The organism is Actinoalloteichus hymeniacidonis (assembly GCF_014203365.1).
Taxonomy (GTDB): domain Bacteria; phylum Actinomycetota; class Actinomycetes; order Mycobacteriales; family Pseudonocardiaceae; genus Actinoalloteichus_A; species Actinoalloteichus_A hymeniacidonis.
This window is the reverse complement of the sequence record NZ_JACHIS010000001.1, coordinates 866003-892247: the sequence shown is the minus strand read 5'-3', so window position 1 is coordinate 892247 and position 26245 is coordinate 866003. Positions and strand designations below refer to the sequence as shown.

25 protein-coding genes are annotated in these 26245 nt (G+C 68.6%); 10 read left to right on the top strand and 15 right to left on the bottom strand.

Annotated features, from left to right (window positions below; all coding sequences use genetic code 11):
* Positions 1–81 precede the first annotated feature (81 nt).
* Entirely contained in the window at positions 82–732 is a 651-nt protein-coding gene (locus BKA25_RS04110) for a sensor domain-containing protein (RefSeq protein ID WP_069851978.1), read from the top strand.
* 123 nt (positions 733–855) lie between these two features.
* Here BKA25_RS04110 and BKA25_RS04105 read toward each other — a convergent pair whose 3' ends face one another.
* Positions 856–4017, bottom strand: a complete 3162-nt coding sequence (locus BKA25_RS04105) for a sensor domain-containing protein (RefSeq protein ID WP_084643372.1) — start codon at positions 4015–4017, stop codon at positions 856–858.
* 275 nt (positions 4018–4292) lie between these two features.
* Positions 4293–5477 (bottom strand): NAD(P)-dependent malic enzyme, encoded by a 1185-nt coding sequence (locus tag BKA25_RS04100; protein WP_069851981.1) that lies wholly within the window; start codon positions 5475–5477, stop codon positions 4293–4295.
* Positions 5478–6097: 620 nt separating this feature from the next.
* Between BKA25_RS04100 and rfbC the strand changes: the two genes are divergently transcribed.
* From rfbC to BKA25_RS04085, 3 genes are all read left to right on the top strand, one after another.
* Positions 6098–6712, top strand: coding sequence for a dTDP-4-dehydrorhamnose 3,5-epimerase (rfbC, locus tag BKA25_RS04095; RefSeq protein WP_069851984.1), 615 nt, complete (start codon positions 6098–6100; stop codon positions 6710–6712).
* Positions 6709–7311 carry an acid phosphatase gene (locus BKA25_RS04090; protein ID WP_069851986.1) on the top strand — a complete coding sequence of 201 codons (603 nt, stop codon included), beginning with the start codon at positions 6709–6711 and terminating at the stop codon, positions 7309–7311. The genes rfbC and BKA25_RS04090 overlap by 4 nt, the downstream gene beginning before the upstream one ends.
* Before the next feature lie 74 nt (positions 7312–7385).
* On the top strand, positions 7386–8315 hold the full coding sequence (locus tag BKA25_RS04085) for an alpha/beta hydrolase (protein WP_069851989.1): 930 nt from the start codon (positions 7386–7388) through the stop codon (positions 8313–8315).
* Between the two features lie 28 nt (positions 8316–8343).
* Here BKA25_RS04085 and BKA25_RS04080 read toward each other — a convergent pair whose 3' ends face one another.
* Together BKA25_RS04080 and BKA25_RS04075 are read right to left on the bottom strand one after the other, a co-directional pair.
* On the bottom strand, positions 8344–8880 hold the full coding sequence (locus BKA25_RS04080; protein ID WP_236750379.1) for a GNAT family N-acetyltransferase: 537 nt from the start codon (positions 8878–8880) through the stop codon (positions 8344–8346).
* Positions 8877–9320, bottom strand: coding sequence for a hypothetical protein (locus tag BKA25_RS04075; RefSeq protein WP_069851991.1), 444 nt, complete (start codon positions 9318–9320; stop codon positions 8877–8879). Before BKA25_RS04075 ends, BKA25_RS04080 begins: the two co-directional genes overlap by 4 nt.
* A gap of 158 nt (positions 9321–9478) precedes the next feature.
* Between BKA25_RS04075 and BKA25_RS04070 the strand changes: the two genes are divergently transcribed.
* Entirely contained in the window at positions 9479–10402 is a 924-nt protein-coding gene (locus tag BKA25_RS04070) for a diacylglycerol/lipid kinase family protein (RefSeq protein WP_069851993.1), read from the top strand.
* Positions 10403–10644: 242 nt separating this feature from the next.
* A complete protein-coding gene (locus BKA25_RS04065) occupies positions 10645–10899 on the top strand; it encodes a WhiB family transcriptional regulator (protein WP_069851995.1) in 255 nt (84 codons plus the stop codon).
* 195 nt (positions 10900–11094) lie between these two features.
* Here the strand turns inward: BKA25_RS04065 and BKA25_RS04060 are convergent, their stop codons facing one another.
* Positions 11095–12585, bottom strand: a complete 1491-nt coding sequence (locus BKA25_RS04060; protein ID WP_069851997.1) for a sensor histidine kinase — start codon at positions 12583–12585, stop codon at positions 11095–11097.
* A 215-nt stretch (positions 12586–12800) separates the two neighbouring features.
* On the opposite strand from BKA25_RS04060, the gene BKA25_RS28585 reads away from it, so the two are divergent.
* A complete protein-coding gene (locus BKA25_RS28585) occupies positions 12801–12875 on the top strand; it encodes a 50S ribosomal protein bL37 (RefSeq protein WP_157421450.1) in 75 nt (24 codons plus the stop codon).
* A gap of 145 nt (positions 12876–13020) precedes the next feature.
* On the opposite strand, the gene rsrA is transcribed toward BKA25_RS28585, so the two are convergent.
* The 6 genes from rsrA to BKA25_RS04030 form a co-directional block, all read right to left on the bottom strand.
* A complete protein-coding gene (rsrA, locus tag BKA25_RS04055) occupies positions 13021–13389 on the bottom strand; it encodes a mycothiol system anti-sigma-R factor (protein ID WP_375791841.1) in 369 nt (122 codons plus the stop codon).
* Entirely contained in the window at positions 13386–13976 is a 591-nt protein-coding gene (locus tag BKA25_RS04050; RefSeq protein ID WP_236751021.1) for a sigma-70 family RNA polymerase sigma factor, read from the bottom strand. Before BKA25_RS04050 ends, rsrA begins: the two co-directional genes overlap by 4 nt.
* Before the next feature lie 331 nt (positions 13977–14307).
* Positions 14308–14784 (bottom strand): Cys-tRNA(Pro) deacylase, encoded by a 477-nt coding sequence (gene ybaK, locus BKA25_RS04045; protein WP_069852003.1) that lies wholly within the window; start codon positions 14782–14784, stop codon positions 14308–14310.
* An 89-nt stretch (positions 14785–14873) separates the two neighbouring features.
* A complete protein-coding gene (locus tag BKA25_RS04040) occupies positions 14874–15494 on the bottom strand; it encodes an alpha/beta hydrolase family protein (RefSeq protein WP_069852005.1) in 621 nt (206 codons plus the stop codon).
* Entirely contained in the window at positions 15491–16264 is a 774-nt protein-coding gene (locus BKA25_RS04035) for an SOS response-associated peptidase (RefSeq protein WP_069852007.1), read from the bottom strand. The genes BKA25_RS04040 and BKA25_RS04035 overlap by 4 nt, the downstream gene beginning before the upstream one ends.
* A 66-nt stretch (positions 16265–16330) precedes the next feature.
* A complete protein-coding gene (locus BKA25_RS04030; RefSeq protein WP_069852009.1) occupies positions 16331–17116 on the bottom strand; it encodes an SOS response-associated peptidase in 786 nt (261 codons plus the stop codon).
* Between the two features lie 606 nt (positions 17117–17722).
* Here BKA25_RS04030 and aroA point away from each other — a divergent pair.
* The 3 genes from aroA (at position 17723) to BKA25_RS04015 (ending at position 21097) form a co-directional block, all read left to right on the top strand.
* Complete coding sequence (gene aroA, locus BKA25_RS04025) at positions 17723–19045, top strand: 3-phosphoshikimate 1-carboxyvinyltransferase (protein ID WP_069852011.1); 1323 nt, start codon at positions 17723–17725, stop codon at positions 19043–19045.
* Between the two features lie 20 nt (positions 19046–19065).
* Positions 19066–20058 (top strand): ribosome small subunit-dependent GTPase A, encoded by a 993-nt coding sequence (gene rsgA / locus BKA25_RS04020; RefSeq protein WP_172803861.1) that lies wholly within the window; start codon positions 19066–19068, stop codon positions 20056–20058.
* 136 nt (positions 20059–20194) lie between these two features.
* Positions 20195–21097, top strand: a complete 903-nt coding sequence (locus BKA25_RS04015; RefSeq protein WP_157421264.1) for an SCO4651 family lipoprotein — start codon at positions 20195–20197, stop codon at positions 21095–21097.
* A 362-nt stretch (positions 21098–21459) separates the two neighbouring features.
* On the opposite strand, the gene BKA25_RS04010 is transcribed toward BKA25_RS04015, so the two are convergent.
* The 4 genes from BKA25_RS04010 to BKA25_RS03995 form a co-directional block, all read right to left on the bottom strand.
* Positions 21460–22296: an SCO4651 family lipoprotein gene (locus BKA25_RS04010; RefSeq protein WP_157421265.1), complete on the bottom strand. Its 837-nt coding sequence runs from the start codon at positions 22294–22296 to the stop codon at positions 21460–21462.
* Between the two features lie 95 nt (positions 22297–22391).
* On the bottom strand, positions 22392–24020 hold the full coding sequence (gene pruA, locus BKA25_RS04005; protein ID WP_069854052.1) for an L-glutamate gamma-semialdehyde dehydrogenase: 1629 nt from the start codon (positions 24018–24020) through the stop codon (positions 22392–22394).
* Between the two features lie 224 nt (positions 24021–24244).
* Entirely contained in the window at positions 24245–24748 is a 504-nt protein-coding gene (locus tag BKA25_RS04000) for a DUF6912 family protein (protein ID WP_069852019.1), read from the bottom strand.
* Positions 24748–26223: a WS/DGAT/MGAT family O-acyltransferase gene (locus tag BKA25_RS03995; protein WP_069852021.1), complete on the bottom strand. Its 1476-nt coding sequence runs from the start codon at positions 26221–26223 to the stop codon at positions 24748–24750. Before BKA25_RS03995 ends, BKA25_RS04000 begins: the two co-directional genes overlap by 1 nt.
* Between the last annotated feature and the right edge of the window lie 22 nt (positions 26224–26245).

Below are 26245 nucleotides of genomic sequence, written 5' to 3'. Positions count from 1 at the left end.
CGGCAAAGGGTGTAGTCCGCTCCACTGTGCACGGCGCCGCGCCCGAGCAGACTTCTCGGCATCACCACGAGCCAAGAGGAGATGACCGTCGTGCGGAAGCGGCTTACCCAGGTACTGCGCGCCACCAGTTACTCGCTGACGACCCTGTGCACGTTTCCGGCTGCCGTGCTCGGGTTCTGTCTGCTGCTGGTCAGCGTGGCGTTGATCCCGGTAGGTGTAGGGATCGTCGCGACCCCGGCGGTCCTGGTGGCGCTGCGTTGGTTGAGCAACCTGGAGCGCCGTCGGGCGGGTCGGTACCTCGGTACGCCGGTCGAGGCCCGCCCGCTGTCGCTCGGTGGCGGCATCACCGGACTTCGGCAGGCGATCGCCGATCCGTCGAGCCTCCGGGACGCCGGCTGGACCCTGGTGCAGTTCACCGCCGTGACGCTGGCCGGAGTGCTGGCGCTGGCCATGGCCGCGGTGCCGTTCCTCTCGATCGCCCTGCTCGGGACCTGGCAGCTGTTCCCCGAGCCGATCAGCGTGTTCGCAGGCATCGAGATCAACAACTGGCTGGTGGCCGCGACCCTGCTGCCCGCGCAGGCCATCGGCATCGGGGCGCTCGGCTTGCTGGTGGTCCCGCTGCTGGCCAAGATCCAAGCCGAGATGAGCCGCAACGTGCTCGCCAGCACGGCCGCCCAGCCCGCACGCGGACTGGCGACGGGTTTGGCCGAGGCCGGCGCCCGGACCGCCTGATCGGTCTCGCGATACCCCGAGGACACGGGCGGCATGAACTCCAGCGACACGCTGTTCATGCCGCCCGTCCCGCTGTCCGCACCGGGTCTGGGGTTGCGCCGTCGATCCGGCCGGTGCGGGTACTCAGCCCGCGCGAGGCACGTGCAGCGGTCCGAGCGCCAAGACGGAGCGAAACTCCTTGGCAGGCACCGGACGCGAGAACAACCAACCCTGATAGGCGTCCACGCCGACGCCGCGCAGCACGTGGAACTGGGTGGCGGTCTCGACGCCCTCGGCGACACAACTGCGATCCATCGCCCTGGCCATGTCCACGACCGCCCGCGCCACGGCGAAGTCGGAGGGATCGTTGCCGACCCCGGCCACGAATCGTCGGTCGACCTTGATGATCTGCGCGGGTAGATCCTTCAACCTGGCCAGCGAGGAATAGCCGGTGCCGAAGTCGTCGACAGCGAAGCGGACACCGCGTTCCACCAGCTCACCCATGGTCTGTCTGGTCCGTGACGGCAGATCCACCAGGCTGGTCTCCACCAGTTCCAGGATCACCTGGTTCCAGTCGATCCCGCTCTCCTCCACCGCGTTGGTGACCGAGTCGACGAAGTCGGGAACGCCGGGGACCAGGCCTGCCAGGTTCACCGCCACCGCCACCTGTCTGCCGTCGACCGTCGGCCAGGTCGACGCCTCGCGCAACGCGGTCCGCAGCACCCAGCGGTCGAGGTCACGCAGTAGGTCGCCCTGTTCGGCCACCGGCAGGAACACGTCCGGCGCGAGCAGCCCGCGTTCCGGATGCGGCCAGCGGACCAGCGCCTCCGCGGTCTGCACCGCGCCATCCGGCCCGACGACCGGTTGGTAGTGCAGGATGAGTTCGTCCCGGCTCAGCGCCTCCCGCAGCTGACCCTCCAGGTGCACCTGGCGATCGGCGGAGGCCATCAACGCCGCGCTGGCCAACGCCACCCGCCCCGCGCCCTCGCGTTTGGCCTCGAACATCGCCGCATCCGCGAAGCGCAACAGGTCGGCGCCGCTGGCCCGGGAGCCGTTCGGCACCGCCGCACCGATCGAGGCGGAGACTCGCACCAGCTGACCGTGCACCGGGACGGCCGTCCGCAGCAGTCCGGCCACCCGGGTGGCCAACGCGTCGACGCCGCCGACGGCGTCGATGTCCGAACAGATCACCACGTACTCATCGCCGGAGAGCCGGGAAGCCGTGCAGCTCGGCGGCAGGCCGCCCTCCAGCCGTCTGGCGAGCGCGACCAGCAGTTCGTCACCCGCGTCGTGGCCGAGAGAGTCGTTGACCCGCTTGAAGTTGTCGATGTCGCAGAACAACACGGCGACCCGGCTGCCGTCGGGGCCGCTGAGCAGCCCGGCCAGCTGTTCCTTCACGGCGGCCCGGTTGGGCAGGCCGGTCAGGTCGTCGTGGGTCGCCTGATGCCGCAGGGCCTCGGCGGCCCGGCGGCGCTCGGTGATGTCCTGGAAGATGATCAACCAGAACAACCGTCCGTCGTCCTGCTCGGATCGCGAGACGTGTAATTCGCAGTACACCGGCTCGCCGTCGGCGCGGACCAACAGCCGTTGCGGCACCTTCGTCATCTTGGCCTCGGACTGCGCGACCCTGGCCACCGATCGCTCGCGTGCCTGCCGGTCCTGCGGGTGGGTCAGCTGTTCGCCGCTCATGCCCCGCAGCTGGTCCAGCTCGTAACCCAGCAGGTCGCACAGCGCCTCGTTGGCGTCGATCATCCGCTCTTGGTCGTCGAAGATGCCGATGCCGATCGGCGCGATCGACACCAGGTCGGCGAACCGCTGCGTGGACGTCCGGACCTTGGCCTCCACGGCCCGCTGACCGGTGAGGTCCTGGGTGATGCCGACGACCCGGGGCGAGCCGTCCGCCTCCAACGTGATCGCCCCGGTGCAGCGGACCACGCGGATCGTGCCATCGCCACGGACCACCCGGTGTTCGCATTCCGAGGGTTGTTTGTCGATGAGCAGCGTGTGCCAGAGCGCCTCGACGGTCGTCCGGTCCTCGGGATGCACCCCCTCCAGGTATCGCTGGTAGGTGATCTCCAAGTCCTCGTCGACGCCGAAGATCTCGCGGAGCACCGGCGACCAGGACACCCGGTCCGAACCCGGATCCCAGGACCAGAATCCCAGGCCTGCGCCGCGCTCGGCATCGAAGAGCCTGCGGCGTTCCGCTCGGAGTTCGGCCTCCAACTCGCGTTGCGCGGTCACGTCCTGCACGGTGCCGTGTCTGCGGATCACCTTGCCGTCGGCGTCCAGTTCGGCCCGGATCCGGCAGGCATAGCGCCGCGTACCGCTTCGGTCGCGCAGTTCGACCTCGCCTGCCAGACCGTCGACCTTGTCCAACAGGCTGACGGCCAGGTCCCGGTCCTCGGGGTGCACCGCGGTGAGGAGCTTCTCGTCCTGACCGGTGAGTTCGAGCAGCTTCTCGCGCAGCACCTCGCTGGAGCGGCGCGCGGTGGCGGACTCGTCCAGGGTGAAGCTGCCCAGTCTGGCGATGCGCTGCGCCTCCAGCAGCCAGGCGCGTTCCTCCGCCAAGGCCTCGGCCGCGGTGCGTTGTTCGGTGACGTCGGCGGCGAAGCCGACGAGCATGTCGGGAACGCCGTCGGCGTCCTTGGTGATGGCGGCCTTGGCCAACAGCCTGCGCTGCCTGCCGTCGAGATGCTGGACCCGGTACTCGAAGACGAAGTCCTCCAGTCGCTCCGCCTGTTCGGCGGCCAGGTGGATCAGTCGCTCCCGATCGTCGGGGTGCAGCATGTCGACGATGCCCGCGAAGTCCAGCGGGGCGCCGTCGGGGTCGAGGCCGTGCAGGACGAACAGGCCGGGCGACCAGCGCCCCACTCCGTCGGAGAGCCGGTATTCGAAGGAGCCGATCCCGGCGTCGATCTGGACATCGCGGAGCCTGCGCAGTTCGTCCTGCACCGAGGACTCCGGCACCGGAGCGGTCGGGTTCAGCGCGATCAGCAAGACGGTCCGGCCCTGATTTTCACCCGATTCGGCCGGCAACGGCACTACCCGGACGGGGAGGTTGCCACCGTCCGTGCACACCAAGCGGTCCGGGCCGCCATCGGAGTCGCCGACGATGTCGAGCTTGCCGCCGATCAACGTGGTCGCCGAGGTGGCCCGGACGAGTCGAACGAAGTCCTCGTTGACCGCCTGGATCAAACCGAGAGGATCGCAGTACACCGCCGGGACGTCGAAGGCCGAGAGTGCGGTGTTCCGATCGAGAACATCCGCATCGCCGAGGCTTCCCAGCTGCTCGACCTGATCGGTCACGGCTTCATCCCCCCGCTCGTGCGCTTGGCACGCTGTCGTCGGCGCGGACGATCCGCCCGCATCTCAGGCTCGACCGACGACGTCGCCAAGGGCCACCTGTTCGTGCCCATACCCGACGTCTGCCTTCTGCAGTCACTGGCGCCCGAGTCGGCCGGGACCTCGTCGGTCCCGGCCGATCAGACGTGTTCGGCGTGCTGAAGCTTCGCCAATCAAGTGACAGCCTTTCAGGTGACTCCCGGATGTGCACCCGATGACGCCGTTTCACCGATGTTTTTTCATCCAGCGGCCGGTTCCCGCTCTGCGGCCCTGGCGACCGCGTCGGCCACCGCCGGTGCGACGCGGGGGTCCAGCGCGCTGGGGACGATGCGCTCGGCGGCGAGTTCGTCGGCGGCCACCGAAGCGATCGCATCCGCCGCCGCCAACTTCATCCGCTGGGTGATCCGTCGGGCACCCGCGTTCAGTGCCCCGGCGAAAATACCGGGGAAAGCGAGCACGTTGTTGATCTGGTTGGGGAAGTCACTACGGCCGGTGGCGACCACCGCCGCATGCCTGCGTGCGATATCCGGGTGCACCTCCGGGTCCGGGTTGGACAGCGCGAAGACGATGCCGTCCGGGGCCATCAGCGCCAGGGATGCCTCCTCGACCTTGGCGGAGGAGACCCCGACGAAGACATCGGCGCCGGTCAAGGCCTCGTCGAGTCCGCCGGTGCGTCCGGTGGGGTTCGTCGTGGCCGCGAGCCTGGTCTTGACCGGGTTCAGGTCGGTTCGTCCGGAACCGACGATGCCCTTCGAGTCCAACACCGTGACATCGGCGATCCCCGCCGCGACGAGGATGTCGGCGCAGGCCACGCCTGCCGCCCCCGCCCCGGAGACCACGACGCGCAGACCCGTGAGTTCCCGGGCCAGGACATTCGCCGCCCCACGCAGGGCGGCGAGCACCACGATCGCGGTGCCGTGCTGGTCGTCGTGCATGACCGGGCAGTCCAGGGCCTCGATCAGCCGCTCCTCGAGTTCGAAGCAGCGCGGGGCGGCCACGTCCTCCAGGTTGACCGCGCCGAAGGACGGCCGCAGCCGGACCAGCGTCTCGACGATCTCATCGACGTCGGTGGTGTCGAGGACGAGCGGGATGGCGTCCAGATCGCCGAACGCCTTGAACAGGGCGGCCTTGCCCTCCATCACCGGCAGCGACGCTCGGGGGCCGATGTCGCCGAGTCCGAGGACGGCGGTGCCGTCGCTGACCACGGCGACGAGCCTGTTCGTCCAGGTGTAGTCCTTGACCAAGGCGGCGTCTCGGGCGATGGCGCTGCTGACCTGCGCCACTCCCGGGGTGTAGGCGATGGACAACGCCCGGGAGTCGGCCAGCGAGGTGCGCACGCTCACCCCGAGTTTGCCGCCTTCGTGGGCTGAGAAGATCTCCTCGTCGGTCAACTGGCCGGTCGCCTGATCGTTCAGTGCGGTCACGACATCCCTCACGGTGGAAGACGGGTTTGATACTCGCGGCGGCGGACTCCGGCTATACGGAAACCGGCGGGTTTGCACCGGCCTGGAGTCGGATCCATCCGCCCGAGCGGTGACCCTGCGTTGATTATGAACGAGGGGCACCAGTCGAAACAGCGGTGCCGATCAGTCTGGCACCACGCCGGAATCGCCCCACAGGGTATCCAGCGAAAAGTGAGCAATATTTCATCTCACCGGCACTTTCGCTAGCAAGACGTCCGTTCTTATTGTTGAGATTTCTTCTCTTGCTCAGGATTTGATCCCTTTTTCATCGCGCTATGCGCATATTCCCAGCGATCGCCACTCGACTCCTGCCGCCGACCGAACCCGGACACTCTCCGTATCGATTCCGCCGATGTTGGACGGCACGGCCCGCATCGCCGACCGCGAATGCCCCCGAGTTCCCGAGGGCACCGCAGCGCAATTCGAGCCTGCCCGCCTGCCCTCGCAATCGACTCGGTGTCCCCTCGGACAGGCGCTCGCCGAGGCCGGGTCGCCGACCGCGATCCCGGCGCCGATCCGGCGACACAGGCCCCCGGCGAGCCACGCCGCCCCGCCATCGGAGCGGACTAGGCTCGTGCCCCGTGCGAGTACAAGAGCTGAGCATCGACGGCGCCTTCGAATTCATCCCCACCAAGTTCCCCGACCAGAGAGGATCGTTCACCGCCCCGTACCAGGAGGACGTCTTCGCCGAGGCCGTCGGATACCCGCTGCGGCTCGCGCAGGCCAACAACAGCGTCTCCCGTCGTGGCGTGATCCGGGGACTGCACTTCGCCGATGTCCCGCCGGGGCAGTCCAAGTACGTCTACTGCGCCCAGGGTTCGGCGCTCGACGTCGTGGTGGACCTGCGAGTCGGCTCGCCCACCTTCGGGAAATTCGACACGGTCCGCCTGGACACCGAGTCGCCGCGCGCCGTCTTCATCCCGGAGGGTCTGGGACACGCCTTCCTCGCGTTGGAGGACGACACGGTGGTCTCCTACCTGTGCTCGACCGGCTACCGGCCAGGGCACGAGCACGGGGTCAATCCGCTGGATCCGGAGTTGGGTCTGCCCTGGCCCGCCGACGTCCCGCCGGTGCTCTCCGAGAAGGACGAGCAGGCCCCGTCGTTGAGCGAGGCCAAGTCGACCGGCCTGCTGCCCGACTACCAGGAATGCCTGGCGCGCTATGCGAGCCTGCGCGCCGAGGCGAACCAGTCGTGACCGCCGACAGTCGGCCGCAGGCGAACAGCACGATCTACCTGCTGCGGCACGGCGAGACGGAGTGGTCGGCAGCGGGCAGACACACCGGCATCACCGATGTCGAACTCACCGATCGCGGCCGGAATCAGGCTCGCCGGGCAGGCGAACTCCTCGGTGAGCTGCGCGGCGACGCCGAGGAACCGCTGGTCCTGATCAGCCCGAGGAGCCGGGCGACGCAGACCGCGGAGCTGGCCGGGCTGAGAGGCACGGTCCTGCCCGAGCTGGCCGAGTGGGACTACGGGGATTACGAGGGTCTGACCACCCCCGAGATCCGCACCCGGGTGCCGGATTGGACCGTGTGGACCCACCCGATACCCGGTGGCGAGAGTGCCGACCAGGTCGGGGACCGCGCCGACGGGGTGGCGGCGCTGGCCCGTCGGCAGGCTGGCGGTCGCGACATCGTTCTGGTGGCTCACGGACATCTGCTCCGAGTCTTCCTCGCCAGAGCCCTCGGGCTACCGCCCACCGAGGGAGTCCGGTTCTACCTGCGTACCGCCGCCGTCTCCATCCTCGGCGAGGAACGCAGTGTCACCCAATTGCTGGGCCTGAACCTGCGCTGACCATCGCGCAGCAGCACGCCGAGGGTCGATCATGTCGGCGGGAAGCCGTCGTCCACGCCGAGAGGACCCCGCCGATGATCGACCCGCCGCACCAGGCAGGCAACCGGGTCTACGCCGAGTTCGACCAGGCCGAGCTGGATCGCGAATACTCCCCGAGCTCGTGTGTGGACGATCTCCAAGGCCTCCTCGCCGCCTATTCGGAGGCCAGCGCACGGGCCAGATCGCAGCGGCGGGTCCATCTCGATGTCGCCTACGGCCCCGAACCCGATCATCGGCTCGATCTCTTCCCCTCGGCTCGGACCTCGGCCCCGTTGCAGGTGTTCGTGCACGGCGGCTATTGGCAGGAGTTGAGTAAGAGCGATGCCTCCTTCCCCGCCTTGGATCTGATTCCCGCCGGGGTCGCCTTCGCCTCGATCGGCTATGGATTGGCGCCCGCGCGCTCGCTGGACGAGATGGTGGCCTCGGTGCAGCGTGCGGTGTGGTGGCTGATCGAGAACGCCCAGCGGTGGGGCGTGGACCCTCGGCGCATTCACCTGGCGGGCAGTTCGGCGGGCGCCCATCTGATGGCGATGGCGCTCTGCGATGGCCTGCTGCCGGACGGGCGCGCCGCCTCGGATGTCGTCGCGGGCGCCACCCTGCTCAGCGGGGTGTACGACCTGGAGCCGATCCGGCTGACCTATGTCAACGAGCCGTTAGGGCTGACCAGGGAATCGGCGCGGCGGAACAGCCCGATCCATCGGCTTCCGCGCGGGCTGCCCCCGCTGATCGTGGCCCGAGGGGGCGCCGAGACCTCGGAGTTCGCCCGGCAACACGAGGATCTCGTCCACTCGGCCCGCACGGCCGGGGGTCAGGTCACCGATCTGGTCGTCCCGCATCGCAACCACTTCGATCTGCCGTTCGATCTGGCCGATCCGAACAGCGAGCTGGGCTGCGCGGTGCTCGATCAACTGGGGGTGGCGGCCGAAACGGGCCGGCAGCGACCCGCCGAGATCGAGCCGGACTAACCGGGCCAGGCCGGACGAACCGCTCGGATCAGCTCGGTTCGGCCAGCCGCCGATGCATCACGTGCAGACCGACCAGGCCGTGCTCCGGGTGTCGAAAGGCCTCGGGAACCGTGGTGAGCACCTCGAATCCCAGGGACTTCCACAGCCGAACGGCGGCGCTGTTGGTCTCCACCACGGCGTTGAACTGCATCGCGCGGTACCCGGCCGCCTCGGCCTCGGCGATGACATGTCGCCCCAGCGTCCGCCCGAGGCCGCGCCCCGCGTAATCCGGGTCGATCATGAACGAGGCATTGGCGATGTGGTCGCCCAACCCGGCCTGCACCGGTTTGAGCAGCGCGGTTCCCACCACCACGGGCCCGGCGCCCTCGTCGAGCTCGGCGACGTACACCCGTGCGGGCGCCGGCAGCATCCACAGTCCGACGGCGGTGGATTCCTCGGTCTCCGGGTCCCAGGTGTAGGTCCGGCCCTCGGCGACGACGCGATGCCAGATCGGCCAGATCGCAGGCCAGTCTCTCGGCCGGGCCGAGCGCAGCGTGGGATCGCACGCTGCGGACCGCTCGGTCACGCGGTCCGCTCCTCGGCGGCCCGTTCGAGTTCGCGACCGGCCTCCTCCGGGGTGAAGCCCATTCCCCAGAGCCGAGCGGGCGGGGTGTGCAGCAGCAGCACCGTCGCGGCGCAGTAGATCGCCAGGGCGATCCCCTCGACCGGCCTGCCCGACGGTCCGAAGGCGTACCAGGCGACGCCCAGCAGCAGCAGCTGGATGAAGAGCGCGGGTGTCCTGGACCAGGGCTTACCGCGCAGCAGGCCGACCGCGAAGGCCAGCACACCGCAGCTCAGCAGGGAGAAGTAGGCGGCATGTCCGTAGCCGCTACCGCCGGTCTCCGCTGCGACACCGCCGACCTCCCGGAAGAGCAACATCGCCGTGAAGACCAGTCCTGCGACGCCCTGTAGGCCGACCAGCAGCCCAGCGATCAGTACCGACCTCGGCGCACTGTCGAGACGCACGAGTCACTCCCTATCAGCCTTGTCTCTGGCAACGGCTGTCCGAACCGATGGTATCCCCGAGTGGCTCGGGTCCCGGCTGGGCAAGGGGATGCGGCGCTCGTCACGCTCGCCCTCGTCGACCACCCACGACCGCGCTGTTCCTGGCCTACCCTTTCGGGGTGCGCGCCCTCCTCGTCACCAATCCGCAGGCCACCACCACGACGACCGCAACGCGGGACGTCCTGGCCCACGCCTTGGCGAGCACCGTCAAGTTGGAGTTGGTGGAGACGAGGTATCGCGGTCACGCCGCCGATGCCGCCGCGCAGGCCAGGCAGGACGGGCTGGACCTCGTCGTCGCGCTCGGCGGCGACGGCACGGTCAACGAGGTGGTCAACGGCCTGCTTCGCGAGGGCCTCGGCGACGACGTCCCGAAGCTGGCCGTGGTGCCGGGTGGCTCGGCGAATGTGTTCGCTCGCGCCCTGGGGATGTCGCGCGATCCGGTCGAGGCCACCCACCAACTCCTCCAGGCGGTGGAGTCGCGCCGCTCTCGTCGGGTCGGATTGGGGCGGGTGGACGATCGCTGGTTCACCTTCAATGCGGGACTCGGCTGGGATGCCGATGTCGTAGAAGCGGTGGAACGGCAACGCGAGTCGGGCCGAGTGGCGACTCCGCTTCGCTACGCGAGGATCGCGTTCGGTCGTTATCTGCGTTCCGCGATACGAAAGCCGAGTCTCACCGTGGAGTTGCCCGGTCGAGAGCCGATTTCCGGTTGTCATCTCGCATTCGTCTGCAACACCGACCCCTGGACCTATCTCGGTCCGTGGCCGATGCACACCAATCCCGACTGCTCCTTCGATGGGGGACTGGGAGTGTTCGCACTGAACACGATGCGCGCGCCCACGGTGATCCGGCATCTCACACAGGTTTTCGCGGGTACGAAGTACGGTCCGCGCGGCGCCCGACTACTACGCGAGGACGACGTCCCGAGTGTTGTGGTGCGTTGTGACCGTCCGATGGGTCTTCAGGTCGACGGTGACTTCCTTGGTCGCCACGAAGAAGTTCGCTTTAATGCAGCGCCAAACGCTCTCGAGGTTGTAGCCTGAACGCTGCACATCGGCGACTGGCTCGCTGTCAACCGCTGTCGGGTGGTTTTTTGCGCCGGACATGCCCCGCAAAACCAGCACCAAACGTGATCATCAGTCGATCGTTCGGGTGAGTCTCCTCACCGGAATGGATCGAACCCCTTGACATCACGCCAGTTCGTGAAACCATTCACAAGCACCCAGCACATCCCCCCACCGACTACCGGCGCGTACTGAACGCGCCTAGCGAGGAGCTAGGAACAATGGACTGGCGCCACGATGCGGCCTGCCGTGACGAGGACCCCGAGCTGTTCTTCCCCGTGGGAAACAGCGGTCCCGCCCTTCTGCAGATCGCCGAGGCGAAGGCCGTCTGCCGCCGCTGCCCGGTGTCCTCCGAGTGCCTGAGCTGGGCTTTGGAGAGCGGGCAGGACGCGGGCGTCTGGGGCGCGATGAGTGAAGATGAGCGACGCGCTCTTAAGCGGCGTAACGCTCGCACTCGCGCCCGCAGCAACGTCTGAGCCGCGCGAAACACCATTCTCACGCTGGGAAGGCCCGATCCGAGTCGACTTCGGATCGGGCCTTCACTGCGTTCGCATACCTAATTCACGTATTCAATTAGCCGATCGACCACCCACTCAGCGGGTCACACGGCCGTCAACCGGGCGGATACCGAGAGTCAACACCCCTAGGCGATGCCGACCCAGGCGGCTAGGTCATCGACGGCGGGTCAACGGCACCCGCAACACGGCCTGAGTTCCCACCGGATCGGCGCGCCGAAGACTCAATGAGGCACGCAGTTCCGAGTCGACCAAGGTCCGCACAATCTGAAGACCCAAGCCTTCCGCGCGTTCCAACGAGAACCCCGGCGGTAGTCCACGACCGTCATCGGCCACCACCACGTCCAACCACTTGGCCGACCGTTGGGCCGAAACCACGACCAATCCCCGTACCTCGCTGGAGAAAGCGTGTTCCATCGCGTTCTGCACGAGTTCGGTGAGCACCATGACCAACGGCGTCGCCAACTCGGCGTTCACCACACCGAACCGGCCTTCGCGACGAACCACCACCCGACTTTCCGCCGCACCCACATCACTCATCATCGGAATGACCCGATCGACGAGATCGTCGAGATCGACCCGCTCATCCACCGACATCGACAGGTTCTCGTGCACCAGGGCGATAGAGGTCACCCGGCGCATCGACTCCTCCAATGCCTGCCTGGCCTCCGCCGTCGACATTCGACGGGATTGCAGTCGCAGCAGCGCAGCCACCGTTTGCAGGTTGTTCTTGACCCGATGGTGAATCTCGCGGATGGTGGCGTCCTTGGACATCAACGCCCGATCGCGCCGTTTCACATCGGTCACGTCCCGCACGAGCACCAAGGCGCCTGCCGGTTGGCTTCGGGGCCGCAGCGGCAGGGCCCGGAACAACACGGTGGCACCCCGCGCCTCGGCCTCCATCCGCATGCTCGGCTCGCCACCGACCGCGGAGCGAATCCGCTGCGCGACCTCGGTGGCGTCGAACGGGTCGGTGAGCAGGGAACGGGTCAACGCGGCGAGCTGCGTCCCCACCAGGTCGGCGGCGTGACCCATCCGGTGATAGGCCGACAGCGCGTTGGGACTGGCGAAGACCACCCCGCCCGCCGAGTCGAGGCGGATCATGCCGTCGCCGATCCGAGGGCTGGTGTGGACGTCCGGCGATGGCTCCGACGCCGGGAAGGTCCCGTCGGCGACCATCTGACACAGATCGGAGGCGCTACCCAGGTAGGAGATCTCCAACGGACTGGGCACCCTCGGGACCGCCAGGTTGGTGTCTCGGCTGAGCACCGCGACCACCTTGCGCTCGAACCGAACCGGGATCGTCTCGCGCCGGACGGGAACGCCCAGGTGCCAGCGCGGATCCTCCTCCCGGCAGATCCGGCCCTCCACCACCGCGCGACGCAGCTGCGGATGCTCCTCGACCGCGACCTTGCCGCCGACCAGGTCCTCCGGATGCGCGGTGGGTGCCGTCGTCGGACGCGCCTGCGCGACACAGAGGAAGCGATCCCCCGGCTCGTCCTCCTCGTCCAACGGGACCCAGAGCAGGAAGTCGGCGAAGGAGAGGTCCGCGAGGAGCTGCCATTCCACGACCACGCGTTGCAGATGCTCGATGACGGCGTCGGACAGGCCCGTGTGCTCGGCGAGTAGATCAGAGAGCGTGGACATCTCAGCGGCTCACCGACGACACGATCACACCGCGATCGGTGTCGACCGGTCGCAGCACGTTCACCACCGGCTCCGCACGGGTTTGCTCGATCATGTGAGAGACACGTCCTCCAGCCGCTGCATGTTGCCTGCCATCCAACCACTGCTTGGGCCGACTCCTCGCCGCCGATGCCAGCGTGTCAGACTCTCCAGGCAACTGACGAGAGGGAGCCACGATGTCCAAGCGTGCTCGCAAGAAGCGTGACCGGAAGAAGAAGGGCGCGAACCACGGCAAGCGCCCCAACAGCTGAGCGAAGGCTCGGGTGCAGCCGCACTCTGGAGCCTGCGCCGCAGCAGTGAGACGGCCCCGTACGCAGTCACCACCCGCGTCCGGGGTCGCTTCGCGTCATGGTGCTGTCGAGCCGAGAGGGCTCGCCCTACGCCTGACGCCGCGCGTCAGTCCTCGCGTACCTGCACCCGCTGCGGCGGGGCGGACTCGGAACTCCTCGCCCGCAGTTCGACCTCGACGGTTCGACCGCACGGCCCGTGCTCGACGGTCACCTGCGCCTGTTCGAGGACAGTCTGACGAATCGAGGAACGGAGCCGCTCCTTGAGCGCGTCCGGCGCCTGTTCGTTTCCGCACTTGCGGGCGAGCAGCTCCTTCAGGTGCTCCTCGATCCCGAAATGCTCCAGGCAGGGCCCGCACTCGTCCAGGTGCTGGCGCAGCGCCTCGCCGCGTCCCTGCCCACACTCGTGATCCAACAGCAGCCACAGCTCACCGAGCACCTCGGTACAGGGTGTCTCGTGAGGACGTTCCTCGCTCACGATTTCGTCACCTCCCGCTCGCTCGCCCGGAAGAAGCCTCGGTCCCTGGCGACATCGGTCAACAGTTCCCGTAGTTGAGTGCGTCCCCGGTGCAGTCGGGACATGACCGTACCGATCGGCGTTCCCATGATCTCGGCGATCTCCTTGTAGGCGAAGCCCTCCACGTCCGCCAGGTACACCGCCATCCGGAAGTCCTCCGGCAACTGCTGCAGAGCCTCTTTGACCGCGGTGTCCGGCAAGTTGTCGAGCGCCTCCACCTCGGCGGACCGAAGACCCGACGAGGTGTGGCTCTCCGCCTGCGCGAGCTGCCAGTCCGAGATCTCCTCGGTCGGCTGCTGTTGTGGCTGGCGTTGCCGCTTACGGTAGCCGTTGATGTAGGTGTTGGTGAGGATCCGGTACAGCCAGGCCTTGAGATTGGTCCCCTGCGAGAAGGAGGCGAAGGCGGCGTACGCCTTCAGATACGTCTCCTGCACCAGGTCCTCGGCGTCCGCGGGGTTGCGGGTCATCCGCAGCGCGGCGCCGTAGAGCTGGTCGAGCAGCGGCATCGCGTCCTGCTCGAAGCGGCGCGCGAGCTCGCCCCCGTCCACCGGCGCCGCCTGCTTGCCGGCTCCCGTGGCTCCCGATCTGCCGGGCACGGAACTCCCTTCCCGCCGTCGCCTGCCTGCGACGGAACGAGTCGACAAGCCCGAGACCGGACGACCGCGGGCCGTCCTCAAGCCTACGTCTTCGCGGGCATCCCGCCCGACTTCCAGCACCTCAGTCACCACGTCCTGCGCAACGCTGCGGGAGCCATATTTCATTCCCGACCGCCACTCGATCTCGGTGTTCGCAGCGTATCGATGCCGCTCGCGGGCCGGGGCGCCGCCAACGGCGCCTGCCGGGCATCGCCGTTGCCTTCCGGGCGGGTTGAGGCGCAACTCACGTGGCGATGGGCGCCACCACCGCGCCGGTGAGCGCGATCAGGTCGGCGGGGGCGAGTTCGATCTCCAGTCCGCGCCTTCCGCCGCTGCACAGCACGGTGTCGAAGTCCTGCGCCGAGCTGTCCAGGGCCAATGGCAGTGCCTTCTTCTGGCCCACGGGTGAGATCCCGCCCGCCACGTATCCGGTGGCGCGCTCCGCGTCGGCCACGGCGGCCATTCTGGCCTTCTTACCGCCCAGCGCCGAGGCCAGTGCTTTGAGGTCGAGCTGGCTGGAGACGGGTACGACTCCGACCACCAGTCTGCCGTCCAGCTCGGCGACGAGGGTCTTGAACACCCGGGCGGTGTCCTGGCCCAACAGCTCGGCCGCCTCGGTCCCATAGGAGGCGTGGTTGGGGTCGTGTTGATAGGTGTGCACCCGGTGGGCGATCGCCTTCTTGACCAACAGCGCGGTCGCCTGCGTTCCCCGTCCTGCCATCGGCCGAGTCTAGATTCGCCCGGTGCGGCGCCCACGCGGGCGGGCCGCGCAGATCCGGCGCGGGCGGTCGCCCACGATGTCCGCCGGTGTCAGTCCGAGGTCGCTATCGGGCGCAGCACCTTGGACAGCCATTCGTCGACGGCCCTGGTCACCCCGGCCGGATCGGCCTTGAGGGCGTGGTCCCCGTCGAGGATCACCACGTCACGATGAACCGAGGGCTCCGGTCGACCGAAGGGGTCGCGTTCGCCCTGCACGACGAGCGTGGGCACCTGCACCGAGGCCAGTTCCGCGAGTCTGCTCTTCTCCGGTGTCTTCGGTGGGGCGAGCGGGAAGGCCAGGCACAACACGGCCACCGCACCCCCGGCCGCCGCCGTGCGACAGGCGACCCGCGCGCCGGAGGATCGACCACCGAACACCAGCGGAAGGTCCGGGAACCAGTTCGCGCCGAGCCATTGGGCGGTGGCCAGCCAGGCGGCGTCCAGCTGCTTCGCCGGAACCGGGGCCCGCCGGCCCGCGACCCGGTAGGGCTGCTCGACGAGGGCGACGTGCACCTGCGCCTCGGTCGCACCTCGGACCGTCGCCACCAGATCCGGCGCGTCGATGCCGCCCCCGGCGCCGTGTCCGAGCAGCAGCACCGCCGCGCCCTCGGGGGCGGAGTGCAGCTCCACCCTGGCCGTCCCGTGCGGGGTCTCGATCTCGAGGTTGGTCACAACGCATCGAAGAGGGTCGGGGTGGCGGTCTGCTCGGGCACGATCTCGATTCGCTCCATCAGTTCGGGACCGTTGTTGCGCATGTTGTTCACCGCAGGCGACACCGGATACACCCGGATTCCGGCGATGAGCTCCGGGTCGGGCGCGGCCAACAGATCGGGGCTGGCCGGACTCGCCGGATCCAGCCAGTCACCCCAGCTGTCCTGCGGCAGCAGCAGCGGCATGCGGTGGTGGATATCGGCGGACTCGCCCACCGCGTCGGTGGTGACCACCGCGGCCGTCACCAGCGGCGTCGGCTCGGCGCCCGCCTCGGTGGGCGGTTGCCACCAGACCGAGAAGACCGCGGCCATCGCCAGGGTCCGGCCATCCTCGTGGGCCGCGAAGTACGGCTGTTTCCGCTCCGAGGCAGGCTTCCGCTCGGCCGTGGGCTTCCACTCGTACCAACCGTCGGCGGGCACCAGGCCACGACGGCGCGCGGCGGCATCGCGGTAGGCGGGCTTCTCGGTGATGGTCTCGGCTCGCGCGTTGATCATCGGCGGTCCGCTGCTCGGGTCGGTCGCCCAGTGCGGGATCAGTCCCCACCGCACCAGCCGAACCGTGCGACGCGGCGGGCCCCCGGCTGCGGGAGCCCGTTCCACGATGATCGGCACCATCCTGGTGGGGGTGACGTTATGGTCCGGCCCTTGATACGCGCCCTCCGTGCCGTCGAACGCGCCGAACTCGGCAGCCAACCTCGCCGGATCCTTCGTTATCGCGTACCGCCCGCACATCGCTGCTTCACTCCCTGGTTCGACGCCGCACGTCGGAGAACCCCGCCGATCCCACGTGCCGGACCGTCAACTCTTACTCACGAGTCGGGAGATGTCGAGCGAAGCAGGCAGCGAGACGGGCTCGAAGCGTTCGAGCAGGCCCGGACCGTTGTTGCGCACGTGATTGACCGCAGGCGAGATCGGCCGCACCTCGATTCGGCCCAGTACATCGCTGCCCGGCGGCCGAAGCAGGGCGGCAACGCCGTCGACACCGAGATCGGCATCCGGGTCGAGCCAGGTTCCCCAGTCCTTACGGGGCAGCACGAGCGGCATTCGGTCGTGCACCTCGGCCGGTTCGCCCGCCGAGGGGGTGGTGACGATCGTGCAGGTCGCCAACGGCGGACCATCGGCGTCGCCCGCCGGGTCCCGCCACACCGACCAGATGCCCGCCAGCGCCAGGCTCTCGCGGTCGTTGCTGGTCAGATAGAAGGGTCGTTTACGCCCTTCCTCGCGTCTCCATTCGTACCAACCGTCGGCCGGGATGAGGCAGCGTCGTTGTGCTGCGGGAGCCCGGAACGCCAGTTTGTCGGCGACCGTCTCCATCCTGGCGTTGAACAGTCGTGATCCGATCGCCGGGTCCTTGGCCCAGTGCGGCACCAACCCCCAGCGCATCACGCGGATCGACCGGACGATGCTGGCCGGGTCCGGGGTCCCGTTCGCATCCCTGGGATGCCTCGCGACGACCGTTAACACCGCATGCGTCGGTGGGATGTTGTAGTCGGGTTCGACGACCCGACCCCGTGTTCCGTCTACTGCCTCGTACTCGTTCGCCAACTGCGTCGAGCTCTTGATCGAGGCGAATCTTCCGCACATTTCGTTCACCTCCGCGGCAAGGAGGGCAGTGCTTGCCCGACCGCCGTTGAAGTAGTGCCCCTCCGGCCGCAACGGTACGCATCGGCGAACACTTCGCATTTCCTACGGCGATCGCCCTTTACACCCTGGGAAGCGAATTGACTACCCTAAGTGAGCTTTATTGCCCTATTAGTTGATCGTTTATCCTCGGGCCCGATCAAGGTCCGCCAGGGCGGCCGCCTCGGCCTCGACGCGGACTCACGGCTCGGGCACGGCACGCGGCTGCCGAGGCGAACAACGCACGTCGGGAAGCCTCTCGCCGGCGAGGCCTCGACTCGGCCACCGCGCGACGGCCGGCCGGGCGACCGACGACCGGGCGACCGCCATCGTCGCCCCGCCGCAACCCGATCGGCCGCATCACGACCACTCACCCGACCGCCCAGCGACGACAAGATCCACTCGCTGGAGCCGGGGTCGCTCCTTCGTGTGATCATCGGCGGTTCGTCCCCCGGTTCCCTCGATCGACGTCGAACGGGCCCGGATCGGCCCGCCGCCCGAGGCCTCGGATCGACGCGGCGGCACGGGGTCGCAGCCGAAAAGGCAGCTGGAGTGCGCAATCATGAGGCCATGACTCTGGCTTGGCCTGCTCCCGTCGTCGAACATCCCGTGCACGCCACCATCGCGGTGCCCGGTTCGAAGTCGATGACCAATCGCGCCCTGTTGCTCGCCGCGCTCGCCGAGACCGAGTCGACCCTGCAAGCACCGCTGCGTAGCCGGGACACACTGTTGATGGCCCAGGCATTGCGGTCGCTGGGCACCGACATCCAGGACATCGCAGCCGATTCGGCCGAGTCCGTCGCGGGCTGGCGGGTACGCCCCGCCGACTGGCGCGGACCGATCGACGTCGACTGCGGGCTGGCGGGCACCGTCATGCGCTTCCTGCCGCCCGCCTCGGTGCTGGCCGAGGGCGAGGTCCGTTTCGACGGCGACCCGCACGCCAGGACACGACCGATGTCGACGGTGTTGACGGCGCTGCGGGACCTCGGGGCCAGGATCACCGGCGACCGGCTGCCGCTGACCGTGTTCGGCGAGGGCGCCCTGCGCGGCGGTGAGGTCGTCGTCGACGCGTCCGCCTCCTCGCAGTTCGTCTCGGGGCTGTTGTTGTCCGGAGCGCGTTACGCCGAGGGCGTCACGGTGCGCCACCGAGGGGCCCCGGTGCCCTCGCTGCCGCACATCACGATGACCGTGACGATGCTGCGTGCCGCAGGAGTGACGGTCGACGACACGGAGCCGGACGTCTGGCGGGTGCTGCCCGGCCCGATCGCGGGCACGGACTGGGCCATCGAGCCCGACCTGTCCAACGCCACGCCCTTCCTCGCCGCTGCAGCGGCCACCGGCGGATCGACGGTCATCCCGGGCTGGCCCGCGCACACCGACCAGGCGGGCGACGCCATCCGAGACATCCTCGCCGAGATGGGCTGCACCGTCGAGGTCGCGGCCGACCGACTGACGGTGTCGGCGCCCGAACGACTCACCGGCATCGACATCGATCTGCACGACGTCGGGGAGCTGTCCCCCACCATCGCAGCTCTGGCTGCCCTGGCGAACGGGCCGTCCCGGCTGCGCGGCATCGCACATCTGCGTGGGCACGAGACCGATCGGTTGGCCGCGCTGTCGACCGAGATCAACCGGCTCGGCGGTGCGGCGACCGAGACCGAGGACGGCCTGCTGATCGAACCTCGACCGCTGCACGGCGGCCAATGGCAGTCCTACGCCGATCACCGGATGGCGACGGCGGGCGCGGTGCTCGGGCTGGTCGTTCCCGGGGTGACGGTCGAGGACATCGAGACGACGAACAAGACCATCCCGGATTTCCCGGGCATGTGGGCGGCGATGCTCGACGACGAGGATTGCGCCCAGCGGCCCCGGAAGGACGTGCAGGGAGTGTGAGTCGCAAGGACTGGCACTCGATGGACGAGTCCGACGTTCGGATTCGCCCGAATCGCAAGGGCACCCGCCCCAGGAGCAAGATTCGACCCGAGCACTCGCAGGCCAGCCCGGCCATGGTCGTCGGCGTTGCCAAGGGCCGGTGGACCTGCGCGCTCAACCGCGATCCGAAGCGGCTGGTCACCGCGATGCGCGCCAGGGAACTGGGTCGGACGCCGGTCGTGGTCGGCGACCTCGTCGATCTGGTCGGCGACACCTCGGGAACGCCCGGTTCGCTGGCCAGGATCGTCCGGGTGGCCGAGCGCACCAGTGTGCTGCGCCGGACCGCCGACGACACCGACCCGTTCGAGCGGGTCGTCGTCGCCAACGCCGGGAAACTGATCATCGTGACCGCGCTGGCGGATCCGATGCCCCGCACCGGTTTCATCGACCGCGCGCTGGTGGCCGCGTTCGCAGGCGGGCTGTCCCCGGTGCTGTGTCTGACCAAGTCGGATCTGGCCGCGCCGGACGAACTGGCGGCGCTGTACTCGGAGTTGCAGGTCCCGGTGGTGGTGACCAGATCCGATACCGAGCCCGCCGAACTCCGCGAGCTGTTGATCGACGACGTCTCGGCGATGATCGGGCATTCCGGTGTCGGCAAGTCGACCCTGGTGAACCGTCTGGTGCCCGATGCAGGCCGGGCCACCGCCGAGGTGAGCGGAGTCGGCAAGGGACGGCACACCTCGACCTCCGCGGTGGCGCTGCCCTTGGCGGGCGGCGGCTGGGTCGTGGACACCCCCGGGATTCGGTCCTTCGGGCTGGCACACATCAAGCCCGACGATGTGGTGGCGGCATTTCCCGACCTGCATGCGGCGGCGGAGGAGTGTCCTTCCAACTGTGGGCATCTCGGCCCGCCGGAAGACCCGGACTGTTACCTGGACCGGTTTCTCGCCGAAGGCGGTTCATCGCAAGGAAGACTCGACTCGCTGCGCAGGCTTCTTCAGTCCCGCGTTCGCCCAGACGAGAAGTTTGAATGAGCCGAATCCCACTTTCCTCCTTACCCTTTCGATATTGAGGCCGGGAAACCGGGCGATACGTCTACTGACCCGCGTCGTTGCGTGGCGACGGGACGGATCGATCTCGATCATCCCCTAGTCGAATGGAGAGATGAGGGTGCGGAGAACGACGATCGCGGCAATCACCCTGGGGCTGGTGACAGTCGCAGGCGCGTGCGGGGGCGACGGCTCGGACTACACGCCCGAGGGTCCCGACACGAATATGGGCACGGGGGGTGCCGAGCAGACTGAGGAAACCGGTTCCGAATCGGGTGCACCGGAGAGCAGCACCGCTCCTGGCGAGGTGTCCCCGCAGCAACTCTTCAGCTCGATGAACGACAGCGCACGTCAGAAGGGGTCCGCGCACTTCACTATCTCCTCCTCGGAGGAGGGCTTCGGCTCCGGCGACGGGCAGATTCGCTACACCGACGACGGCGCGGACATCTCGCTCACCGTCGAGCTGGCCATCGGAGAGGCCGAGGAGCACCAGCAGATCTCGTTGGCCGCCATCGACAAGGTCGTCTATCTGAACCTGGGCGACGTCACCCCCGGCGACAAGCCATGGGTGCGGATCGACCCCTCCCAGGAGCAGGAAGGCGAGGTCAACCAGGCCTTCGCGATGGTCGCGCAGCAGCTGGTCGACGCCGCCGACCCCACGAGCCAGCTCAACGAGCAGGCCGAGGCCGCCGAGATCACCGACACCGGTGACGAGGACCTCGACGGGGTCGAGACCACCCGATACGACCTGCACCTGGACATCGCGAAGATGGCCCAGACCACCCAGCACGAGCTGGAGAAGCAGCGACTGCAGACCGCGGTGGACAACGGACTGGAGTCGATCGATTATCAGATCTGGCTCGACAAGTCCGACAACGTGCCGGTGCGGTTCGTGATCAACCAGCCCGGTATCACCGGGAACTTCGACGCGGCGGTCATCACCATCGACTACACCGGTTGGGGCGAGTCGGTGGAAATCGACGCACCGCCGGAGGACGAGGTCGGCGAGCTGCCTGCCGGCTGATCCGGGCCAGAAGAATACTCAGATCTCCGCGACCGAACGGGCGTCCGTGGCCTATGCCATGGGCGCCCGTTCGCGTGAGAAACGGCGATTGCCCGGCGCTCGCATTAGCGTTCCGCCGCGTCGCCTGATTTGATGAACGCCCAACTCCGGAGGGTAAAAGCGTGCCGCGTGAATTCACCGCTTCGCTGGGACCGAGACACCGCCGTGTCGCATTCCCTCGGCTATTCGCTGGAATTCATCGCCGCTATGGAGTCAGAGTCCATTCGACGCACCGATAACGGTCTCGCTTTCGAGGGGCGGCGGATCTCGCCCCGGACGGCAGAACCGGCGGCCGAACCCGACCTGCCGTCACCGGATGGCGCTCAGCCGGTGGGCACCCGCTCGGACAGTTGATCCGAGGGTGGCACCTCGACCTCGTGTGCCTCGCCCCAGAGACTGAAATCGGTCTCGGTCCGCACCAGGCCTGCCTCGGGCATCTCGAACTCCACGGCCTGCCGTAGCGGCAGATCGTCGGCATCGACCCACACCTCGGCCTGCACCGTGGTCACCCCGGCGGCGGACAACGCCTCGTACGCCGCCGCGCCGACCTCGTCCGTGTCGGCCTCCAGTGCCTCGGCCACGTCGATGCTCAGTTCGTACCGGTAGACGGCCACATCGCCCACGGTGTCCGGCTCGGCGGCGGTGATCTCGGCGGCGGCAGGCAGCGCATCGGCCAGCGAGGCCGAGCGGGCCGCCTGTTGATGCAGCCCGCCGAACTGTGCTCCCAGCGGGTCGGCGGTGGTCGGGTCCACTCGTAACCAGGGACGTTGATCGGCTTCGAGCTGGTCGGGCGGCACCTCGACATAGAGGAAGTCGTTCGCGGCGATGAATCGGGATTCCCGGCCGTGCCCGGCGAAGACACAGTCGAAGTCGAAATCGGTACCGGCCGACTCGTCGGCCGAGTCCGGCACCGTGGTCAGACACCGACCCGTGCTCGTGGGCTCATCGCCCGTGGAGAACGCGAACTCCAGTCGGGCCGAACCCGCATCCGCCATCGCCTCCCTGGTCGCCGACGACAACGAGGCGACGTCGTCGTGCGCGCTGGGTTCGGCATCGGAGCAGGCCGTCAGAGTGGTCGCGACCGCCAGAACGGACAGGATCGTCGTGCTGCGTCGTCTCACCGAACTCCCACCCTGCGTCCACCACGTCGACTCCGACATCGCCGGTGAGCCTAGACCAGCACCGACGGGTGCGGGGCGGACTCCGGACAACCCGTGAGGTTCCCGGCGACCGCCCCGCCATTGCGCGCTGTGCGTCAGCCCATGTGCGGGTAACGGTGGTCGGTCGGCGCCACGAAGGTCTCCTTGATCGACCTCGGGCTGGTCCAACGCAACAGGTTGAACATCGAACCGGCCTTGTCGTTGGTGCCCGACGCCCGCGAACCGCCGAACGGCTGCTGGCCGACGACCGAACCGGTCGGCCGGTCATTGACGTAGAAGTTGCCCGCCGCGAACCGCAGCGCCCGGTGTGCCTCCTCGATCGCCGCGCGGTCGGTGGCGAACACCGCGCCGGTCAGGGCGTACGGGCTCGCCGCGTCGACCTGGGCCAACACCTGCGAGTAGTCGGCGTCCTCGTAGACCGAGATCGCCAGGATCGGCCCGAAGTACTCGGTGGTGAACACCTCGTCGGTCGGGTCGGTCCCGACCAGCACGGTCGGCTCGACGAAGTAACCCGTGGAATCGTCGTAACCGCCGCCTGCCAACACCTCCAGCGTCGATGAGGCCGCAGCGCGGTCCAGGGCCGCCTTGTGCTTGGCGAACGCCCTGGCGTCGATGACCGCACCACCGAAGTGCTTGAGGTCGGTGACGTCGCCGTAGGAGATGGTCTTGGTGACATCGGCCAGCTCCTCGCGCAGGCCGCCCTCCCACAGCGAACGAGGCAGGTAGGCCCGCGAGGCCGCCGAGCACTTCTGCCCCTGGTACTCGAAGGCGGCCCGCACCAGCGCAGTGACGATCGGCGCCGGGTCCGCCGACGGGTGTACGACGACGAAGTCCTTGCCGCCGGTCTCGCCGACGATCCTGGGGTAGCTCCGGTAGCGGTCCAGGTTCTCGCCGATCGTGCGCCACAGCAGCTTGAAGGTGGCGGTCGACCCGGTGAAGTGCAGTCCCGCGAAGTCGGGATCGGTCAGCGCGACCTCGCTGACGGCCTTGCCGTCGCCGGTGACCATGTTGATCACGCCGGGCGGCAGACCCGCGGCCTCGAAGGCCTGCATGGTGAAGTGCGCGGCGAGCTGCTGCGTCGGGGTCGGCTTCCACACCACGGTGTTGCCCATCAGCGCGGGCGCCGTGGGCAGGTTGCCCGCGATCGCGGTGAAGTTGAAGGGCGTGATGGCGGTGACGAAGCCGTCCAACGGCCGGTACTCCATGCGGTTCCACGCGCCGGGCACCGACGAGGGCTGCTCGGCGATGATCCGCCGGGCGTAGTCGACGTTGAATCGCAGGAAGTCGATCAGCTCACAGGCGGCGTCGATCTCGGACTGCTGGACCGACTTCGACTGACCGAGCATGGTGGCGGCGTTGATCGTGTCCCGCCACGGGCCTGCGATCAGGTCGGCGGCCCGCAACAACACGGCGGCCCGCTCGTCGAAGGGCAACGCAGCCCAGTCCGCGCTCGCGTCCTTGGCGGACTGCACGGCCGCCCCGACGTCCTCCGGGGTCGACTGCGCACTCACGCCGAGCACATGACCGTGGTCGTGCGGCTGGACGACGTCGAAACTCGCACCGCCCGCCATCACCCGGCGACCACCGATGGTCTGGGTGAGGTCGTGGTTGGTGCTCTCCAACTCGGCGATTCGGCGCAGCAGCGACTCGCGCTCTGCGGAACCGGGAGCGTAGGACTGCACCGGCTCGTTTCGCGGGCTGGGCGGGGATGTCACGGCGTCCATGAGCGGGGTCGTCTCCTCGGGCGTCGGTACGGCGGCGTACAGGGTCGGCGGGCGTCCGACCGGGGTACGGCCACGAACGCCCGCCCCATCCTGGCACGAGCTCAGCCAGGTCTCCGCCTGCGTCGGCCCCGCGTCCGCGCACTGCATCGTTGCAGCGCAGGACCCACTCGCTCGTCGGTCACCGCCCGGATGTCCGCACCTACCCAAGGTGACCGACCAGCGCATCACATCAGTTCGAGGAGGAACGGCACCTCTTGCACCGCGTACCAGGCCAGCTCGTGATCCTCGGCCTCGCCGAGGGCGAACTCGGCATCGTCGTCGCCCAGATCGGCCGCGTCGATCACCTCGGCGGCGGCGCGGACGGCGTCCTCGGCATCCGGATCGTCGACGTGCACCGCGGCGATGGCACGCAACGGCACCGGCCCGCCGACCCGCACCACCGCGGCATCGAGATCCGGCCGCAGCGTCACCTCGTCCACGTCGGCTGCGACCACCACCCGGCGCGCGGGCACCTTCGGGTCCTCGGCGAACTCGGCGGCCAGCAGCCGGACCGAGCCCCTGGTGGCCTCCATCAATGCGGCGTACTCGAGTTCCTCGGTACTGCCGGTCGCATAGGACTCACGCAACATCGGCGTCAGCGCGAAGGCCGTGCCGCTCACCGGCACCAGCTCATCGGTGGCCAACAGCGACCGCAGCATCGCCACCGTCGCCGGAACGTAGATCCGCATCACACCGTCCCCAACAGCTCATCGAGGGATTCGTCGATCATCCCCGCCAACACGTCCACGTCGAACATCGCATTCCGATCGCCGTTGAGCCCGAAGTAAACGCCGCCGTCGTAGGAACCCACCCCGATGGACAGGGCCTGGTGCTTGGCCAGCGGCACCACCGGGAACATCCCCACCATCTTCGTCCCTGCCGCGTACAACGGCACCTGTGGTCCGGGAACGTTGCTGACCACCACATTGAACAGTCTGCGCGAGAATGAGTTCGCGGCGCGCGCCCCGAGGGCATGCAGCGTCGGCGGGGCGAACCCGGAGAGGCGGACCAGCGCACTGGCGGCCACCGACTGGCCCGATTCCTGATGCGCACGCATCGCATGACCGACGTGATGCAATCGCAGTGTCGCGCTCGGCTCCCCCACCGGCAGTTCAACGAGATAGGCGGACACCTTGTTCCCCGCCACCGGCCCGGCGAGCTCCTCCGCCTCGGGTGGCTCCCCCGCACCGGAACCGCGAACCGACACCGGCACCATCGCCCGGATGGTGCTCGCCGCCGTGACCACCTCGCCCCGCGACAGCAGCCAATTACGCAAGGCGCCCGCGATCACCGCCAGGATGACGTCGTTCACCGTCCCGCCATGGGCTCGTCGCACCTTCCGATAGTCCGCCAACCGCGTCCTGGTCACCGCGAACCGACGTTGCACGGAGATGCTCACGTTGAGCGGGCCCCGCGTGGTCGGCCGCGCGGCGGTGCGGACCGCCGAGGCGACTCCGCCAAGGGCCTCCGCGACGTTGCGGACCGTGGCCGCCACGTCCATCGCGGCGACTCGCGCGTTCTCCACGATCTCGCCCGGTCTGCGCACGGCCTCGCTCGCCGCGTCGAGCACGAGTTGCAGTGGGTTGGGTCCCGGTTCCGGCATCCACAGGTCGTCGCCGACGCGGGGCGCGGTCGGCTCGTCGTCCAGGATCACCTGGCCGATGTCGAAGCCGCCGATGCCGTCGACCATCGCGTTGTGCGTCTTGGTGATGAGCGCGACGCGGTTCCGGCTCAGCCCCTCGACGACATACGCCTCCCACAACGGACGGGAATGATCCAGTGGCCGGGACATCAGGCGGGCGACCAGGTCCGCGAGCTGGGCGTCGTTGCCCGGCCGAGGCAGTGCGGAACGGCGCAGGTGGTAGTCCAGATCGAAGTCGGGATCGTCGACCCACACCGGCCGCGCCAGCATTCCGGGAACCTGGACGACCTTCTGCCGATACCGGGGGGCCAGCGGCAGCCGCTGCTCGATCAACGCGGCGATCCGCCCGTACTCCAGACCGCCGATCCGCCCGACGTCCTCGGCGGCACGCGCCCGACCCGGGGGCCTGCGGTTCGTCGACCGGGGCTGCTGGAAGAGCAACACCGTGCCGACGTGCATGGGAGTAGTCGGATCCTCCAGATAGAGGAAGGACGCATCCAGGGCGGAGAGTCGATCCGGCATGGACGAATCCTGACACACCTAC

Excerpts from the sequence above, each read along its gene's own strand:
- BKA25_RS04030 (WP_069852009.1), bottom strand. The coding sequence starts at position 17,116 with ATGTGCGGAAGATTCGCCTCGATCAAGAGCTCGACGCAGTTGGCGAAC.
- BKA25_RS04110 (WP_069851978.1), top strand. The coding sequence starts at position 82 with ATGACCGTCGTGCGGAAGCGGCTTACCCAGGTACTGCGCGCCACCAGT.
- ybaK (WP_069852003.1), bottom strand. The coding sequence starts at position 14,784 with ATGGCAGGACGGGGAACGCAGGCGACCGCGCTGTTGGTCAAGAAGGCG.
- BKA25_RS04085 (WP_069851989.1), top strand. The coding sequence starts at position 7,386 with ATGATCGACCCGCCGCACCAGGCAGGCAACCGGGTCTACGCCGAGTTC.
- aroA (WP_069852011.1), top strand. The coding sequence starts at position 17,723 with ATGACTCTGGCTTGGCCTGCTCCCGTCGTCGAACATCCCGTGCACGCC.
- pruA (WP_069854052.1), bottom strand. The coding sequence starts at position 24,020 with ATGGACGCCGTGACATCCCCGCCCAGCCCGCGAAACGAGCCGGTGCAG.
- BKA25_RS04035 (WP_069852007.1), bottom strand. The coding sequence starts at position 16,264 with ATGTGCGGGCGGTACGCGATAACGAAGGATCCGGCGAGGTTGGCTGCC.
- BKA25_RS03995 (WP_069852021.1), bottom strand. The coding sequence starts at position 26,223 with ATGCCGGATCGACTCTCCGCCCTGGATGCGTCCTTCCTCTATCTGGAG.
- rsgA (WP_172803861.1), top strand. The coding sequence starts at position 19,066 with ATGGACGAGTCCGACGTTCGGATTCGCCCGAATCGCAAGGGCACCCGC.
- BKA25_RS04060 (WP_069851997.1), bottom strand. The coding sequence starts at position 12,585 with ATGTCCACGCTCTCTGATCTACTCGCCGAGCACACGGGCCTGTCCGAC.
- BKA25_RS04010 (WP_157421265.1), bottom strand. The coding sequence starts at position 22,296 with ATGTCGGAGTCGACGTGGTGGACGCAGGGTGGGAGTTCGGTGAGACGA.
- BKA25_RS04000 (WP_069852019.1), bottom strand. The coding sequence starts at position 24,748 with ATGCGGATCTACGTTCCGGCGACGGTGGCGATGCTGCGGTCGCTGTTG.
- BKA25_RS04065 (WP_069851995.1), top strand. The coding sequence starts at position 10,645 with ATGGACTGGCGCCACGATGCGGCCTGCCGTGACGAGGACCCCGAGCTG.